This is a genomic window from Rhodanobacter sp. K2T2 (assembly GCF_013408815.1).
Taxonomy (GTDB): domain Bacteria; phylum Pseudomonadota; class Gammaproteobacteria; order Xanthomonadales; family Rhodanobacteraceae; genus Rhodanobacter.
This window is the reverse complement of sequence record NZ_JACCCA010000009.1, coordinates 116617-132726: the sequence shown is the minus strand read 5'-3', so window position 1 is coordinate 132726 and position 16110 is coordinate 116617. Positions and strand designations below refer to the sequence as shown.

The window sequence follows — 16110 nt, the reverse complement described above, 5'->3', positions numbered from 1 at the left end:
CATGGTGCGGCCGCGAGCCGGCAGCGTCAAATCCGACCCCTGCCACAGGTCACGGTAAACCCTGAGGCGCGCCGGCGCATCCTAACTGCACACATCATCTACGGAGACTGCCATGCGTCGATTCCCGACGATTTTCATCAGCGCGGCGTTTGCCGTGGTCCTGCCGCTGGCGAGCCTGCCCTCGGCGGCCTGGGCCAGCGGCGACGACATCAGCAAGATCAACGGCTCGGTCACTGTCGAGGCCAACCAGCCGGCCGGCGACGTGAGCACGGTCAACGGTTCGGTCCATATCGGCGACGGCGCCAAGGTGGAGAAAGCCAATACGGTGAATGGTTCGATCGATCTGGGCGACAAGGGGCAGGCCAAGTCGCTGGAAACGGTCAATGGCGCCGTGACGCTGGGAGGTGCCAGTCGCGTCAGCGGTGACGTCACCGCCGTCAACGGTGGCCTGCATTTGGCCCAAGGCGCCGAGGTGCAGGGCAAGGTCAGCAACGTCAACGGTGTGATCGCGCTGGAGGCCGCGCACGTGGCCGGCGGCATCGACACGGTCACCGGTGACGTCACCGTGGGCGCCAATTCGCACGTCGAGGGCGGCATCCTGGTCGACGAGTCGCACGGCTGGATCCACAAAAATACCCACACGCCGGTGATCGTGATCGGCCCGCACGCCGTGGTACAGGGCACGCTGGAGTTTCGTCGCGAGGTGATCCTGAAAGTTAGCGACAGCGCGCAGATCGGCCCGGTCAAAGGCGCCACCGTGGTGAAGTTTAGTGGCGCGACTCCTTAGATGAGCGGGAGCGAGAGCTAGGGACGAGGGGCGAGTAGCGAGGGCGTCAGACGAAGGCGCTGCGGGAAGCCGGCAGTCGGCGCGAGTCGGCTCTCCGCCTTTCGCTCACCCCTCGCCCCTCGCCCCTCATCTCTCATCTCTCAACTCTCAATCCAATCCCTAGGCTTCAAATAATCCGCCAGCTTCGCCTCGGCCGAGCCGGCTTCCGGCGCGTAGGCGTACTCAAAGCGCACGCGCGGCGGCAGGCTCATCAGGATCGATTCGGTGCGCCCGCCGGACTGCAGGCCGAACAGCGTGCCGCGGTCGTAGACCAGGTTGAACTCGACGTAGCGGCCGCGGCGGTAGAGCTGGAATTCGCGCTCGCGCTCGCCGTATGCCGTGTCCTTGCGGCGTTCGACGATCGGCAGATAGGCGTCGAGAAAGCCGTTGCCTACCGCCTGCATGAAATCGAAGCAGCGCTCGAAACCGCCCTCGTTGAGGTCGTCGTAGAACAGGCCACCGACGCCGCGCGTCTCGTCGCGGTGCTTGAGATAGAAATATTCGTCGCACCATTTCTTGTAGCGCGAATAGACATCCTGACCGAACGGCGTACACAGCGCGTTCGCCACGCCGTGCCAGTGCCGTACGTCTTCTTCATACGGATAGAACGGCGTGAGGTCGAAGCCGCCGCCGGACCACCACACCGGGTCCATGCCCGGCTTGCCGGCCTCGAAATACCGCACGTTGGCGTGTGTGGTCGGTACGTGCGGATTGCGCGGATGCAGCACCAGCGAGACGCTGGCCGCCACGTACGAAGCACCGGTGAGTTCGGGCTTGCGTGCCGTTGCGGCAGGCGGCAACGACTTGCCCCGGGTATAGGAAAAATTGACGCCGGCCTGCTCGAACACATCGCCTTCGCTCAGCACGCGCGTGCGTCCACCGCCGCCGCCCTCGCGCGTCCAGGCATCCTCGACAAAGCGGGCGCGGCCGTCGACCTGCTCCACGGCGGCGCAAATGCGGTCCTGCAGTCCTCTCAGGAAGGTTTCGGCACGTTCGGCCTGCTCGCTCATCATTTGTCCCGATCCATTCAACAGCGGCGAGCTTAACAAGGCGTCACGGCAGGCGTCGGCGTTCCCGCGGCCTTCATGCCCGAAACTTCAGTATCGGCGCCGTCTGCCGCCGATCCATCGGAAGGCTAGGCAATCCCCGAATCGACCGGTAGGCTTTTGCGATGCCCGATCCCATGACACCGCTCGCGGTCACCGCGTATACCGCCACCTCGGCCATCGGCCACGGCCTGGCGGCGCAGTTCGATGCCCTGCGGGCTGCCCGCAGCGGCCTGCGCCCGAACGACTTCAGCAGCGCCCCGCTGGACTGCTGGATCGGGCGCGTAGCCGGCGTGGAGGACGCGCCGCTGCCGGCGGATCTTTCCGTATGGGAGTGCCGCAACAACCGGCTGGCCTGGCTCGGCCTGAACCAGGATGGTTTTCTCGACCGCGTGCGCGCCGCGCGCGAACGCTACGGCGCGCACCGCATCGCGCTGATGCTGGGCACCTCCACCGCCAGCATCGGCGAGACGGAAGCCGCCTACCGCCGGCTCGACGCCGACGGCGGCTTTCCCGACGACATGCGTCGCCCGGCGATCCACGCGCCGCATTCGCTGGCGGCCTTTGTCACCGCGGCGCTGGAACTGGAAGGTCCGTGCCTGACCATTTCCACCGCCTGCTCGTCCAGCGCGAAGGCGTTCGCCAATGCCGAACGGCTGATCCGGCTCGGCCTTGTCGATGCCGCCGTGGTCGGCGGTGTGGATACCTTATGCGACAGCGTGCTGTTCGGCTTCAACGCGCTGGAGCTGGTCTCGCCGCAGCCGTGCCGGCCGTTCGATGCCGCGCGCAACGGCATCTCGATCGGCGAGGCAGCCGGCTTCGCCCTGCTCGAGCGGGTCGACATCGCCCCGGCGGCACCGCGCCTGCTCGGTTACGGCGAAGCCAGCGACGCGCACCACATGTCCACGCCGCACCCGGACGGCCTCGGCGCCGAGCTGGCGCTGCGCGATACGCTGGCACGCGCCGGCATCGACGCCGATCGGGTCGATTACATCAATCTGCACGGCACGGCGAGCCAGAAAAACGATGAAGTGGAAGCCGCATTGGTCAGCCGCGCGTTTCCAGCGCGCACCCGCGGCAGCTCGACCAAGGGGTTTACCGGCCACACGCTGGGCGCCGCCGGCATCATCGAGGCGACCATCGCGCTGCAGGCGATCGAGCACGGCCTGATCCCGGGCAACCTCGGTGGCGCCACGCCGGACGCCGGCTGCGGAGCGCAGTTCGCCTGGACCAACGAACAGCAGCGGGTCGACGTGGCGCTCAGCAATTCGTTCGGCTTTGGCGGCAACAACGCCTGCCTCGCTTTCGCCCGCGCGGAGTTTGCCGCATGAGTCCTCTGCGCATTCACGTCGAAGGCATCGGCCTGTGGTCGAAGCAACTGGGCAACTTCGCCGCGCTGCAGGCGCTGCTGGGGGGCAACGCACCCGAGCCGCCCTCACCGAAACCGGTGGCCACCACGCTGCCGCCGAACGAGCGCCGCCGCGCACCGGAAAGCGTGCTGCTGGCGGCCGAGGTGGCCGGACAGGCGGTGGCGATGAGCGGCCGCGCAGCGGATTCGCTGACCTGCGTGTTTTCCTCCTCGCACGGCGATCAGGCGATCACCGATTACATGTGCGCCACGCTGGCGAGCGCGCCCAAGGAACTGTCGCCGATCCGCTTCCACAACTCGGTGCACAACGCACCGGCCGGCTACTGGACCATCGCCACCGGCTGCCACGAACCGTCCACCGCCGTGTGCGCACAACGGATGAGTTTTGGCGCCGGGCTGCTCGAAGCGATCAGCCATGCGCTGGCCGACCGTTGCCCCGTGCTGCTGGTGTGCAGCGATATCGCCGGCGTGTTTCCGCTGGTCGAGGAAACCGGCTGCACGCAGTCGTTTGGCTGTGCGCTGGTGCTTACCCCCGAACTCAGCGAAAACACGCTGGCCTCGCTGGACGTCATGCTGGCGCCGATCCAGGGTTCGACCGACCACGCACTGCCCGAACCACTGGTCGGCTGGCGCGCCGCCAACGCGTCCGCCGAAGCGCTGCCGCTGCTGGCCGCACTGGCGCGCGGTCACGGTCATTGCGAGCTGAAGGCCGCGGCCAGCCTGGGGCTGCGTATCGAGCTGCAGGCCGCTGCAGTTCAGCCAGACCACGCGCCAAGCCGCACCGCGGAGCAGGTCGCATGATCGCCTCCTCCGCCCGCTGGTGCGTGTTGATTCCCTGCCTCAACGAGGAAGAGGCGATCCAGTCGGTGGTGCAGTCGGTGCTAGCGCTTGGCGCGAAAGTCATCGTGGTGGATGACGGCTCGAACGATCGCACGCCCGAGATCGTCGCGGCCATGCCGGTGACCTTGCTACGCCACGCGCAGCGGCGCGGCAAAGGTGAGGCGCTGCGCTGCGGATTTCGCGAAGCGTTGCGGCAAGGCTTCGACGCGGTGCTGACCATGGACGGCGACGGTCAGCATCTGGCTGCCGATATTCCACGCATCGTCGCGGCGGCGGCGGACCACCCCGAGCACATCGTGATCGGCGCGCGCCTGCTCGATCGCGAACAGCAGCCCAAGGGCCGCCGCCGCGCCAACGCGGTGGCCGACTGGGGCATCTCCTGGGCCTGCGCCCAGCCGGTGGCCGACACCCAGAGCGGCCAGCGCTGGTATCCGCGCAGCGCAATGGAACTGGTCGACCTGCCGGCGGAACATTTCGTGTTCGAAGCCGCGATTCTGATTGCCGCCTCGCGCGAGAAAAAGCTTGGGGTCGTCGCGGTACCGATCGCGTCGCGCTATCACGCCACGTTTCGACGCAGTCACTTCGCCCCGGTTCGTGACGTGACCCGCATTACGACGTACACCATCGGTCGAGTGATTCATTACGGCGATATCGTGAAAAGCTACCGTCGTTCACACGCGCAGCCGTTGGTGGTCGATCACATCATCGCGAGCGCGCCGCTGACCACCCTGGCGCCGGTGCCGTAATCGATCGCTGCGCGCATGCGGCGAAATTACGCGTCGATACGCCGCGCCGCTGACGCCCAAAACACCGGCGCCGTGCGAGGATCAAACGGTGCACAATCAAGGCCGAAACGGCGGCGCGGAGTCTGCATGACCAACACGTCCCACGATGCGGTAATACTCGGCGGCGGCCTCGCCGGGCTGTGCCTTGCGCTGCAGCTGCGCGGCGAATTTCCAGACATGGACATCGTGGTGCTGGAGCGCCGCGCGCATCCGCTGCCCGCCGCCGCGCACAAAATCGGCGAATCGACGGTGGAGATTGCCGCACATTATCTGGCCGAGACGCTGGGCCTGCGCGAGCATCTGGAAACCGAACACATCCGCAAATTCGGCTTCCGCTTCTTTTTCTCCGACGGCCGCAGCGATCTGGAGAACGTGACGGAGCTGGGCGTTCGTCGGGTGCTGCCGACGCCGAGCTACCAGATCGATCGCGGCATCTTCGAGAATTTTCTCGGCGACGAAGCGCGCCGGCGCGGCATCGATTTTCGCGACGGCGTGGCCGTGCAGACGTTCGAACTCGGCAGCCACGGCGACGCGCACAGCGTGCGCTACATCGACGCCAGCGGTGATACGCATGCGCTCAGCGCGCGCTGGCTGCTCGACGCCTCCGGCCGCGCCGGCATGATACGCCGCCGGCTCGAGCTGACCCGCGACAACGGCCACCACGCCAACGCGGTGTGGTTTCGCCTCGACGACCGCCTGGCGATCGACGGCTGGTGCGACGACAGCGACTGGCAGGGCCGCTGCAACCCCGCCGAGCGCTGGCGCTCGACCAACCACCTGTGCGGACCGGGTTACTGGACCTGGCTGATTCCGCTGGCTTCGGGCGCGCACTCGGTCGGTATCGTGGCCGACGCGGCGATGCATCCGATCGACACGATGAACACCTTTGCGCGCGCGCAGGACTGGCTCGGCGTGCACCAGCCGGCGATCGCGCGCGAAGTGGCCAAGCGGCAGGACAAGCTGCTCGACTTCGCCTTCTTCCGCCATTACTCCTACGGCTGCGCGCGCATGTTCAGCGCCGACCGCTGGGCGCTGACCGGCGAGGCCGGGCCGTTTCTCGATCCGTTCTACTCGCCCGGCACCGACTTCATCGCGATTGCCAATACCTATATCTGCCGGCTGGTGGCGGTCGATCGCGCCGGCCAGCCGATCGCGCCGTACGCGCGGCTGTACGAACGGCTGTTCCTGTCGTTCTACGAGAGCACGCTCAAGCTCTATCGGCATCAGTACCCGCTGTTCGGCAACGCCGAAGTGCTGCCGATCAAGGTGATCTGGGACTACGCGTACTACTGGGGCGTGCTGTGCCAGCTGGTGTTCCAGCAGCGCCTGGGCGATGCCGCGCTGTTCGCCGACATGGCGCGCGAACTCGAGGCGGCGCAGGCGCTCAACGAACGCATGCAGCATTTCTTCGGCCGCTGGCATGCGCTGTCGCAGGGGCGCAATCCGCGCGGCATGCTCGACCAGGGCATGCTGCCGTGGTTCGCCGAAATGAATGCCACCCTGCACGATCAGCTCAGCGATGCCGACCTGCGCGTTCGCCTGCGCGAAAATCTCGATCTGCTCGAAGGGCTGGCCGCCAGCATCGTCGAACGCGCGGTGGCCGACGGTGGTGATTCGCTAAGCGGCGACATGCGCGACCTGGCCCGCGCGCGGCTGCGGCCGATGCTGTTCGCCGCTTGAGAGTTTTCTCAGACCCTGTTCACGCTCTCAGGCCATGCCGCCGTTGATGCCGATGACCTGGGCGTTGATATAGGCGGCCGACTCGCTGCATAAAAACGCGACCAGCGCCGCGACTTCGGCCGGCTTGCCGGCGCGCTGCGCGGGAACCATCTCGCGGATGCGCTCGGGCGGAAAGTCGTCGCCGATCATGCGGCCCTCGATGATGCCCGGCGCCACCACGTTGGCGGTGATGCCGCGCGAGGCCATCTCGCGCGCCAGCGACTTGGTCGCGCCGTGCAGCGCGGCCTTGGCCGCCGCGTAATTGGTCTGGCCGCGGTTGCCGACCTGCGCGGCGACCGAGCTGACCGACACGATACGCCCGAAGCGCGCGCGCGCCATCGGCAGCAGCAGCGGCTGGGTGACGTGGAAAAATCCGTGCAGCGACACGTCGATCACCCGATGCCACTGCTCGTCGGACATGCCGGCCATCGGCGCGTCGTCGTGGATGCCGGCGTTGTTGACCACGGCATGGATGGTGCCTTCGGCCAGCAGCGCGTCCAGCGCGGCGCGCGTCACGCCCGCGTCGGTGACGTTGAAGGCGCACGACTCGGCGCTGCCGCCCTGCTCTCGAATGGCCGCGGCGACGTCGTCGGCGCGGTGCAGGCTTTGATTGCCGTGCACGATCACGTGATAGCCGCCAACGGCCAGCGCATGGCAGATCGCGATGCCCAGTTCGCCACTGCCACCGGTGACCAAGGCGCGACGCAAGGGAGGAATGACGGTCATGGCATGGATCTCAGGAGTCGGGGTGGATGACGGCCGCGCGTCCGCTGGCCAGCAGGCGGCCGCGATGCTCGATGCGAAACAGATATTGCGCGCTGGCTTCACCGGCCTGCAGGCATTGCGCATGGACGTCCAGACGGCCATCGCAGGTGTCGACATAGTCGGCCAGCAGCTGCACATCGCGCAGGCTGACCAGCCGGCCGGGCTTGGCCGTTTTCGCGCCCGCGGCGCGCGCCAGCAGGGCGCCGTGTACGGCCATCGCCTGCGCGCCGTATTCGGCCAGATGCACCGCGTGCAGCCCCTGGGTACCGCGCAGCGGATTGTCCGCGCGCGCGTGGCCCTCGGTGACGGCGTGGATGGTGTGCTCGTCCCACGCCAACACGGCGTCGAGCAGGCACATCGTGCCGGCGTGCGGAATAAGTGCCGCCCAGTCAGTCTTCGGAAGCATGCGGCGCCATCAGGATGGAAAGACAGAAGTGGAACGCCACGCCCAGGCTCACCGTGAGCCCGATCGCGCGCAGCACCGGAATGGTCGCCCAGGCCAGCATGCCGAACACCAGCAGCGCGGACAGCACGCAGACTCCGGTCGCATGCAGGGTGCGCCGCTGTTCGGCCGGGTCGCCGGTATCGCGCTCGAAAAACAGCGCGTAATGCAGGCCCAGGCCCCCGGCCAGAATCAGCGCGACCAGATGGAACAGCGAAATCTCGATGCCGGCCACGCGCTCCACCGCCAGTACCAGAAAGGTGGCCAGCGTCATCGGTGCCAGCACGTGCCAGGCGCGACGCACGCTGCGCAGCGCAAAACTGATCGTGGCAATCAGCAGCACGGTCGCCGCCAGCAGCGCCTGCAGGATGCGCGTGCGGTAGTCGACCACCAGCGATTCGGACGCCGCTTTCAGATCGAGCAGGCGCACCGTGCCTGCGCTGTTGTCACCCAGCGCCTGCACCGCCGCGACATCGTGCAGGCCGCTTATCGAGCCGAGGCCGAGCCAGTGGCCGTCGCGCTGGGTCAGCATCGAGGCCAGCCGCTGTCCCAGCGGCGAGGCGGCATACAAGGTCGGAGTCAGCGGCGGCAGCCGGCGCGCGGTAGCCACGTCGTCGAGAAACGGCTGAAACAGATTCGGCTGGAACGGCAGGCCCTGCAGGGCATCGCCCAGCGACTTTTTCAGCGCCTCGGCATCCGGCAACTTTTGCTGACGCGATTGCTGCAAGGCCACGCTGGGCAGATAGCGCGACGGCAGCTCCAGGCCGTCGACCGCGTGCGCCGCCACCAGCGCATCAACCTTCGGCTGCAGCGCCTCGGACAACGCCAGCACGCCCTGCTCGGTTGGTGCCTGCAGCACGAGCAGGTAGCGCACGTCCGGCGCGCCCAGCGCCTCGCGCAGGCGCGCGTCGTGCAGCAGCATGTCCTGCGGCAGCGGGGTCAGCGCCGCCAGGTTGTTCTGCCAGAACGGTCCGGGCGCGAACGCCAGCATCAGCACGATCGCCAGCGCCACGACCAGCGGAATCCACCGCGGCCGCGGCAGGCGATCGACCAGATCACGCGCCCGAACCAGCCAGGGCAGATCGGCCACGTCGCGCACCTTGCGCGGCAGCAGATGCGGCAGCAGATAGCGCGTGCTGAAGCCGGCGACCAGCAGGCCGACGATGGTGAACACCGCCAGCTGCTTGAGGCCGCTCACGCCCGACGCATAAAACGCCAGGTAGGCGATGCAGGCCGACGCGATAGCGGTGAGCAGCAGCGGCCACAGCGCCCGCACGCTTTGCACGGCGTCCTCGCCCGCGCGGCGGTGGCTGAGCACGCGTATCGGGTATTCCTGCGCCACACCGAGCAGGGTGAAGCCGAACGCGAGCGTGATGCCGTGCACCTCGGGAAACGCCAGCGTCAGCGCCGCGATGCCGGCCAGGGCCGCGCTGGCGATCGGCAGCGCGCCCAGCAGCAGCGAGCTCACGCTGCGATAGGCCAGCAGCAACAGCGCGATAAAACCCACGGTGGAAATACGCCCGATCCACTCGGCCTGATGCTGCGTCTGCGCGCCGATCACCATGCTGAAGTAGCCCGGCCCGCTGAGGTCCAGATGCGCGCCGGCGCTGCCGGGCAAGGCATGAAACGCCTGCTCGATGCCGCCAATGGCCTTGGCCTGCGCGTCGGGATCGAAACCGGCGGCGGCGGTCTGCACCACCAGCAGCGCCTCGTGCTGCGGCGAAAACCATACGCCCTCGCGCAGCTCGGGGGATCGCGGCGGCGTCCAGCGTTCGGCCAGCTTCAGCACTTCCAGCGTGGGGTCGCGCGGCAGCAGGTCCTTGAGCAGGCTGGCGCCGGGCGAGGACAGATCGTCCAGCCGCTGCTGCAGCTGGTCGGCAAGATAGGCCTCGTCGATCGGCTGGGTATCCAGCGTCGGCGACAGCAGGTAGCGATACGGCAAAAGCTTGGGGTCGAGTGCGCCGAGATCGAAGCCCCCATTGAGCACCTGGCTGTAGCGCGGATCTTTTTTCAGCGCCGCGACCAGACCCTGGCTGAGCGCGGCGAGCTTCGCGTCGGGCTGGCCCGATATGGCCAGCAGCAGCAGTCGCGAGCCAGCGCCGTCGCCGACCTGCGCCATCAGCAGGCGCTGATCCGGCGTGGTCGGTGCCGGCATGAAGCTGCGCAAGTCGGTGCTGACCTTCAGCCGCTGGCTGACCATCCAGCCCAGCCCGGCCAGCACCAGCAGCCAAAGGACCAGCAGCGTGACACGCCCACGCTGGCGCATGCTCAGTGCGCGCCCTGGCACAGCGCCTGCAGCGAGGCACGCGTCGGCTGCGTCGGCATCTTGTCGGCCAGCGGCCCGAGCAGGTCGATGGCCAGATCGCCATCGGCTTCCTGCATCTGCATGCAGCGCGGCTGCTTGCCCTCGCCGTCGATCACGATGCTGGCGACGGTTTTGGCGACTTTCGCATCGCGCGGGGTCAGCGTCAGCGTCCACGCGCCACTGGCCTGCCCGGTCTGGCTGATGTTGAACGCCTGCTGCAAGCGGCTGCCGTCGCCGCTGAGCAAGGCTACGAAACTGTCCAACAGCACCTGCAGCTGCGGCGCGTGCGACAGCGAAAACGTGCGCGCACTTTTGCCCGCGCGCTGCAGCGTCACTTCGCCGTTGGCGATGCTGGCCGTTTCCTGATTCGGATGATCGACGCGGCGCTGCAGCTGATCGCCGCCGAGCCAGGCCAGCTCGCCGGAGACGACCAGCGGCTTGTCCAAAACTTTCAGAAAGCGTGCTTCGGCAAACGGCGTGCGCGCCGGTGCGGGCTGGCCCAATGCCGCAATCAACGTTTCCGATGTACCCGATGAGGATGCCGCGGCTGCGGTGGTTTCAGACCTCGACGCGCTCGCCCACGGTAGCAACGTCATGCACAGCAGTAGCGCGAACATCTTGCTGCCAGAAATCATAGAAGTTGAACCAGTTGTAGGGTGCGACATGGACGTAGTGTTCCAGGCGTTGGGCATAGCGGGTGATCAGTGCGTCCAGGGCCGGGCCACGCTGCTTGCGCGGAATCTCCACCCGGTCGGCCATCGCCTCGAACACCACGCGATAGCGGTTGCCGCCCAGGTACAGGCCGAAGCACAGTATCACCGGCACCTGCAGCGTATGCGCCAGCAGCCACGGGCTGATCGGGAACGGCGCCGGCGAGCCGAGAAACTCCGCATGACGCAGCGACTCGTGACCGCGGCCGCGATCGGCCAGCATCGCCACCATCGCCCCGCTCCGACAGGCCTCGGCCATCGCCAGCGCGATGCTGGTGCCGTCCTTCGAGGCATCGATCACGTTGGCCCCGATGTCGGGCGCGAGGTCTTCCAGCAGGCGCGTCATCGCCGGCGTTTTCTGCTTGTCCAGTACCACGCGGATCGACATGTCCGGCCGCCGCGCGCCCACCGCGCGCAGGGCTTCGAAACTGCCCTGGTGCGAACCGAACAGCAGCACGCCGTGGCCGCGGTCGATACAGGCATCGAGCAATTCGAGCCCTTCGGTTTCGATCTCGAACAGCGACTCGCCGCGCGCCAGCAGAAAGATCCGGTCCAGGCTGGTCGCCGCGTAACTGTGCATGTGATGGAACACCTGGCGCATCGTGGCCGGCTTGCCGAACACACGCTGCAGGTATTGCCGCGAGGCGAGGCGCTCGGGCTTGCGCCGCAGATAGAAATACAGCGTGATCGGATACAGGCACGCGCGGGCCAGCCCGCGGCCGCCGTAAAGCGCGATGGTGCGGATGATCCACATCGCGAAAAAGCCGCCGCCCTCGGGGCGGTCCTGCCAGTGCTCCTTGGTGGTCATGCCGCCGCCTCGATCGTGCCGCGCGCCAACAGCGTGTCGCCGCGAAAAATCTCGAAGCGAAGGCGCTCGGCAGCGGCCTGCGTGAGGCGTACAACGGCGGTTTCGGCCGGCAGCAGCGGCGCCACGAATTTCGCGTCCATCACGCGGGCCAGTCGCTGCCCGCGCCATGTGCGCAACGCCATCGCGACCTGCTCCAGCAGGATCACGCCCGGCACCAGCGGATGACCGGGAAAGTGACCGGGCAAGGAAGGATGATCGAGCCCGATGCAGAATGGGTGCTCAAAGGTTTCATGGAGTGTCGCCGTCTCGTCTGCGTCCGTCTTGATCACATCGGCACTCATCGCGGCGACGCCTCTTTGCCATGCATCAGCTGCGGCCACTGAAGCATGAGCTTGAGCAGCATGTCGTGAAGACCGGGATGACTGAGATGGCGCAGGCGCCAGCGGCGGTAGCCGTATTCCAGCGCAAAGGCCACCGCCAGCACCAGATAGCCGCCGACATGCAACCACATCGCGGCCCAGCGATCCGATACCGGCAGCGGTGAGGTGAATCCCAGACGCGCCAGCACGCCCGTGTGCTCGGCGCACAACAGCAGCATCGCCAGCAGCAAGGCCTGTGCCGCCAGCAGCAGCGTCCAGCTCCAGGTGATGTCATGCGCGTAGCGCGCCACACCCGGTTGCGCCAGGCGCTCGCGACCTTCCAGCGCCACGATGAAACGGGCGACCAACGGTTCGGACGTGCCGAGCGTCCTGCCAAAACCGATGGCCAGCAGTGCGCTGACCAGAATCGGCACGCTCTCCAGCAACAGGTCCGCGAAGCCGAACACCGACGACAGCAGCAGCGCCGCCAGAATCGCCAGCCAGGCCAGCCACTCGCCCATGCGCAGCATCAGCAGCCGCGGCAGCATCAGCGCGGTGGCCAGCAGGAGCAGCGCGATCAATGGAAAGATCTGTCGATGCGTCACGTCGCCGGCGATCGCCAAAACCGGATAGGCCAGCAGCAATGGCAGCACATAGCGGCGCGTGTCGACGATAGGCCGCGGCGGCTCAGCTGAAAGAGGCGGAAGCGTCATACCGGTACCGTGATGACCGAACACACGGGCAGGTTTGCCACACGCGTGGTTAGGCGGCGAGGCGATGCTGCTCGACATGCGCCGACAGCGTGCGCAGGCTGGTGAAGATCTGCCGGTTGTCAGGGTTGTCCGAACGCAGCTGAAAGCCGTAGCGTTTGGACACGGCCAGGGCGATCTCCAGCGCGTCGATCGAATCCAGCCCGAGATCGCCGCCGAACAGCGGCGCGTCGGGGTCGATCTGGTCGGGCGTCACGGTATCGAGGTTCAGGCATTCCACGATCAACGTGGCCAATTCGTGTTCCGACGCTGTTTGCTCTGCCATGCTCGATTCCGACTGGGGTTTACTTCGCCTACACCCGGTGGCGACGGCCATGCAGTGTAACATAGCGATCTTAACGTTCTTGGTTGCACCGCATGGTTCAGGGAAGTGAAAAACCGCAGTTTGCCCCCCTTTTGCGCCGCGCCCCGCGCGTGTCGTATCGCGTTGGCGATACCGCCGCCGCGCTGAACGAATCCGGCACGCTGGCCCTGCTCGGCTTCGGCGCCGGCAGCCAGAAAACGGGTGACCCCCGTGCGCTGCAAATCGCGCTGGAAAGCTTCGACGCCCCAGCGCCGCTGGAGATCTGGCAGGTCGATGCACCGGTGACCCATGGTCGCGTCGACGCCCTGCGTTGGTCGGCTGGCGGCGGCTGGCTTTTTGCCGCCATCGAGCTGGACGAACGTGAGCACGGTGGTCCGGAAGGCGCGGCGAACACGGCCTACACGCAGGTGCGCCAGTTCCTCGAACAGCGCGCGGAGCGACATGTGCTGCGCCTGTGGAATTACCTCGGCGCCATCAATGAAGGCGTCGGCGATGCCGAGCGCTACAAACAGTTCTGCGACGGTCGCGCCGCGGGTATGGGCAGTTTCTTCGCCGACGGCTTTCCCGCTGCCAGCGCCATCGGTCATCACGGCCCGGCGCACCGGCTGCAGATTTACCTGCTGGCCTGCGACCAGCCCGGCGAGCGCGTGGAAAACCCGCGCCAGGTCAGCGCCTGGCGCTATCCGCGCCAATATGGCCGCACGCCGCCGAGCTTTGCCCGCGCCATGAACCTTCCTGGCAACGACGTGCTCGCGATCTCCGGTACAGCGGCGGTCGTCGGCCATGCCTCCGCCCATGACGACGACCTGGATGCCCAGCTCGACGAGACCCTGATCAACCTGGAAACGCTGCTCGCCAGCGCCGACATGCCTGCGGGCTTCGACACGCACTCGCCGCTCAAAGCCTACGTGCGACACGCCGTCGACGCTCCACGCGTGCGCGACTTTTTCCGTCGCCGCCTGCCCGGCGTACCGGTGCTGCTGCTGCACGGCGATATCTGCCGCCGCGAACTGCTGGTGGAAATCGATGGGTGGCGGTATGCCTGATCAGCCTGCGTCCGTCGAAGGCGCCTTTGCCGTCAAATCCTTGCACATGAATATCCGGCTGGCGCCGGGAGGGTCACAGAGGATTTCACCGAAGGCACGCCAACCGTTGCGTTCGTAAAATCCAGGGGCTTGGAAGCTGATGGTATACAGCACGGCCGAGCGACAGCCGCGGCGGCGGCCTTCTTCCTCGAACGCCGCCAGAATGCGGGTACCCAGGCCATCGCCGCGCAGCGATGCCGGCAAGAAAAAGAGTTCGAGAAACAGCAAGCCCAACGACGAACGACCGAGCGCGCCTCCGAGCGGTTCGCCGTTGTCCGGATTTTTCAGGACTACGGCGAGTGCATGTCGATCGCCGTAGCCGGCTATCGCATCGTTGAATTGATTCAAGCCCTCACCGATGACCTGATGAATCCGTTCGTCGACCTGATCGGTTACAACTATTTCAGGTTGCGCAAAGGACATAGAATCCTCACCCGAGACACTTCGTTTATCAACACACACGGTATCCGAAATCGGTTGTATGCGCCGACACGGATTCATTCGACCCGCTTGGTCGGCCGTTTCCATCCCTTCAGCGTGGTCTGCTTCGCGCGAGTCAGCGTCAGCTCGCCTTCCGGCGCGTCGCGGGTGATGACGGAGCCGGCGCCGATAGTGGCTTGGGCACCGACGGTCACCGGCGCGACGAGTGCGCTGTTGGAGCCGATAAAGGCGCCGTCCTCGATGCGGGTGATCGACTTGTTGATGCCGTCGTAGTTGCAAGTGATGGTGCCGGCACCGATGTTGACGCCGCGGCCGATCTCGCTGTCGCCAAGGTAGCTGAGGTGGTTGGCCTTGCTGTTTTCGCCGATCGTGGTTTTTTTGACCTCGACGAAATTGCCGACGTGCACACCGCTGGCTAGCTCTGTGCCGGGACGCAGGCGCGCGAACGGGCCGATCACGCAGGGGCCGTGGGTAATCACACCCTCGACGTCGCAATGTGCGTGCACGACGGTACCGGCCGCGAGTTGCACGTCCTTGAGCCGGGTGAAGGCGCCGATGCGCACGTCGTCGCCAAGCACTACCTCGCCTTCGAGGATCACGTCGATATCGAGTTCGACATCGTGCCCCACGCGGATCGTGCCGCGTACATCGATGCGCGTCGGGTCGGCCATGCGCACGCCGTCGAGCGCCAACACGTGCGTGGCGCGACGGCGAAAATGCGCCTCCAGCTCGGTCAGCTGCCACGGGTCGTTGGCACCGGCCGCCTCGACCGGGTCGGCGCATTCGACGCTCAGCGCGGCGCGATTTTCCCGCGCCGCCATGGCAAAGATATCGGTGAGGTAGTACTCGCCCTGTGCGTTGTTGCGATCCAGTCGTGCGATCCAGCCGCGCAGCGCGGCCGCGTCGGCGGCGAGGATGCCGGTGTTGATCAGCGTAACTGCGCGCTGTTCCGCAGTGGCGTCCTTCTCTTCGACGACTTCGGCGATCTGCCCGGCCGCGTCGCAAAGCACGCGCCCGTAGCCGTGCGGGTCGTCCAGCCGCGTGGTGAGCAGGCGCAGAGCGCCGCCGGCCTGCACCAACGGCCGCAACGTGTCGGCGCGGATCAACGGCACGTCACCATACAGAACCAGCACCTGCGCCTCGTCGGCGATGGTCGCCAGCGCTTGCTCGACGGCGTGGCCCGTGCCCAGCCGCTCGGCCTGCAGCACCCAGCGTAGATCCGACTGGTCGGCAAAGGCCGCGCGCACTTCGTCACCCGCGTGGCCGTAGACAACGTGGGTCTCCGCCGGCTGCAGCGCGCGCGCGGTGCTAAGCACATGGGCCAGCAGCGGACGGCCGGCCAGCGGCATCAGCACCTTGGCGTGGCGGGATTTCATCCGCTTGCCTTCGCCGGCGGCAAGAATGATGACGTGCAGCGAGGAATCAGGCATGACAGCACCAACGTGATCGAAACAAGAGGTATTCAGCGACGCAGGATATAAGTGATCGCGCGTGCTGCGCGCTTATCTCCAAGAGATCCGGTCGAACGCCTTCAAG

General features: G+C 66.8%; 17 protein-coding genes. 6 read left to right on the top strand and 11 right to left on the bottom strand.

Annotated features, from left to right (window positions below; translation table 11 throughout):
* The first annotated feature begins 112 nt into the window (after positions 1-112).
* Complete coding sequence (locus HDE78_RS15240) at positions 113-787, top strand: hypothetical protein (protein ID WP_179480989.1); 675 nt, start codon at positions 113-115, stop codon at positions 785-787.
* 140 nt (positions 788-927) lie between these two features.
* Here the strand turns inward: HDE78_RS15240 and hemF are convergent, their stop codons facing one another.
* Positions 928-1836: an oxygen-dependent coproporphyrinogen oxidase gene (gene hemF, locus HDE78_RS15235; RefSeq protein WP_179480987.1), complete on the bottom strand. Its 909-nt coding sequence runs from the start codon at positions 1834-1836 to the stop codon at positions 928-930.
* A gap of 161 nt (positions 1837-1997) precedes the next feature.
* On the opposite strand from hemF, the gene HDE78_RS15230 reads away from it, so the two are divergent.
* The 4 genes from HDE78_RS15230 (at position 1998) to HDE78_RS15215 (ending at position 6546) form a co-directional block, all read left to right on the top strand.
* Positions 1998-3203: a beta-ketoacyl-[acyl-carrier-protein] synthase family protein gene (locus HDE78_RS15230; RefSeq protein WP_179480985.1), complete on the top strand. Its 1206-nt coding sequence runs from the start codon at positions 1998-2000 to the stop codon at positions 3201-3203.
* Positions 3200-4042 (top strand): beta-ketoacyl synthase chain length factor, encoded by an 843-nt coding sequence (locus tag HDE78_RS15225; protein WP_179480983.1) that lies wholly within the window; start codon positions 3200-3202, stop codon positions 4040-4042. The genes HDE78_RS15230 and HDE78_RS15225 overlap by 4 nt, the downstream gene beginning before the upstream one ends.
* On the top strand, positions 4039-4827 hold the full coding sequence (locus HDE78_RS15220) for a glycosyltransferase family 2 protein (protein WP_179480981.1): 789 nt from the start codon (positions 4039-4041) through the stop codon (positions 4825-4827). Before HDE78_RS15225 ends, HDE78_RS15220 begins: the two co-directional genes overlap by 4 nt.
* Positions 4828-4953: 126 nt before the next feature.
* The gene (locus HDE78_RS15215; RefSeq protein ID WP_179480979.1) at positions 4954-6546 is read left to right on the top strand and encodes a tryptophan 7-halogenase; all 1593 of its coding nucleotides are present in this window, start codon (positions 4954-4956) and stop codon (positions 6544-6546) included.
* A 27-nt stretch (positions 6547-6573) separates the two neighbouring features.
* Here the strand turns inward: HDE78_RS15215 and fabG are convergent, their stop codons facing one another.
* From fabG to HDE78_RS15175, 8 genes are all read right to left on the bottom strand, one after another.
* On the bottom strand, positions 6574-7311 hold the full coding sequence (gene fabG / locus HDE78_RS15210) for a 3-oxoacyl-ACP reductase FabG (protein ID WP_179480977.1): 738 nt from the start codon (positions 7309-7311) through the stop codon (positions 6574-6576).
* Positions 7312-7321: 10 nt separating this feature from the next.
* Complete coding sequence (locus HDE78_RS15205) at positions 7322-7756, bottom strand: phosphotransferase (RefSeq protein ID WP_179480975.1); 435 nt, start codon at positions 7754-7756, stop codon at positions 7322-7324.
* Positions 7740-10058, bottom strand: a complete 2319-nt coding sequence (locus HDE78_RS15200) for an MMPL family transporter (protein ID WP_179480973.1) — start codon at positions 10056-10058, stop codon at positions 7740-7742. Before HDE78_RS15200 ends, HDE78_RS15205 begins: the two co-directional genes overlap by 17 nt.
* Positions 10059-10060: 2 nt before the next feature.
* Positions 10061-10714 (bottom strand): outer membrane lipoprotein carrier protein LolA, encoded by a 654-nt coding sequence (locus HDE78_RS15195; protein WP_255457843.1) that lies wholly within the window; start codon positions 10712-10714, stop codon positions 10061-10063.
* A complete protein-coding gene (locus tag HDE78_RS15190) occupies positions 10656-11615 on the bottom strand; it encodes an acyltransferase (protein ID WP_179480969.1) in 960 nt (319 codons plus the stop codon). Before HDE78_RS15190 ends, HDE78_RS15195 begins: the two co-directional genes overlap by 59 nt.
* Positions 11612-11881, bottom strand: a complete 270-nt coding sequence (locus HDE78_RS15185; protein ID WP_179481101.1) for a hydroxymyristoyl-ACP dehydratase — start codon at positions 11879-11881, stop codon at positions 11612-11614. Before HDE78_RS15185 ends, HDE78_RS15190 begins: the two co-directional genes overlap by 4 nt.
* Positions 11882-11952: 71 nt before the next feature.
* Positions 11953-12687: a xanthomonadin biosynthesis protein gene (locus HDE78_RS15180; protein ID WP_179480967.1), complete on the bottom strand. Its 735-nt coding sequence runs from the start codon at positions 12685-12687 to the stop codon at positions 11953-11955.
* A 49-nt stretch (positions 12688-12736) separates the two neighbouring features.
* Complete coding sequence (locus HDE78_RS15175; protein WP_179480965.1) at positions 12737-13009, bottom strand: phosphopantetheine-binding protein; 273 nt, start codon at positions 13007-13009, stop codon at positions 12737-12739.
* A gap of 92 nt (positions 13010-13101) precedes the next feature.
* Here HDE78_RS15175 and HDE78_RS15170 point away from each other — a divergent pair, with 92 nt between their 5' ends.
* Complete coding sequence (locus HDE78_RS15170; RefSeq protein WP_179480963.1) at positions 13102-14094, top strand: pteridine-dependent deoxygenase; 993 nt, start codon at positions 13102-13104, stop codon at positions 14092-14094.
* On the opposite strand, the gene HDE78_RS15165 is transcribed toward HDE78_RS15170, so the two are convergent.
* Positions 14095-14661, bottom strand: a complete 567-nt coding sequence (locus HDE78_RS15165) for a GNAT family N-acetyltransferase (RefSeq protein WP_255457841.1) — start codon at positions 14659-14661, stop codon at positions 14095-14097.
* Positions 14631-16004 (bottom strand): bifunctional UDP-N-acetylglucosamine diphosphorylase/glucosamine-1-phosphate N-acetyltransferase GlmU, encoded by a 1374-nt coding sequence (gene glmU / locus HDE78_RS15160; protein ID WP_179480961.1) that lies wholly within the window; start codon positions 16002-16004, stop codon positions 14631-14633. Before glmU ends, HDE78_RS15165 begins: the two co-directional genes overlap by 31 nt.
* Between the last annotated feature and the right edge of the window lie 106 nt (positions 16005-16110).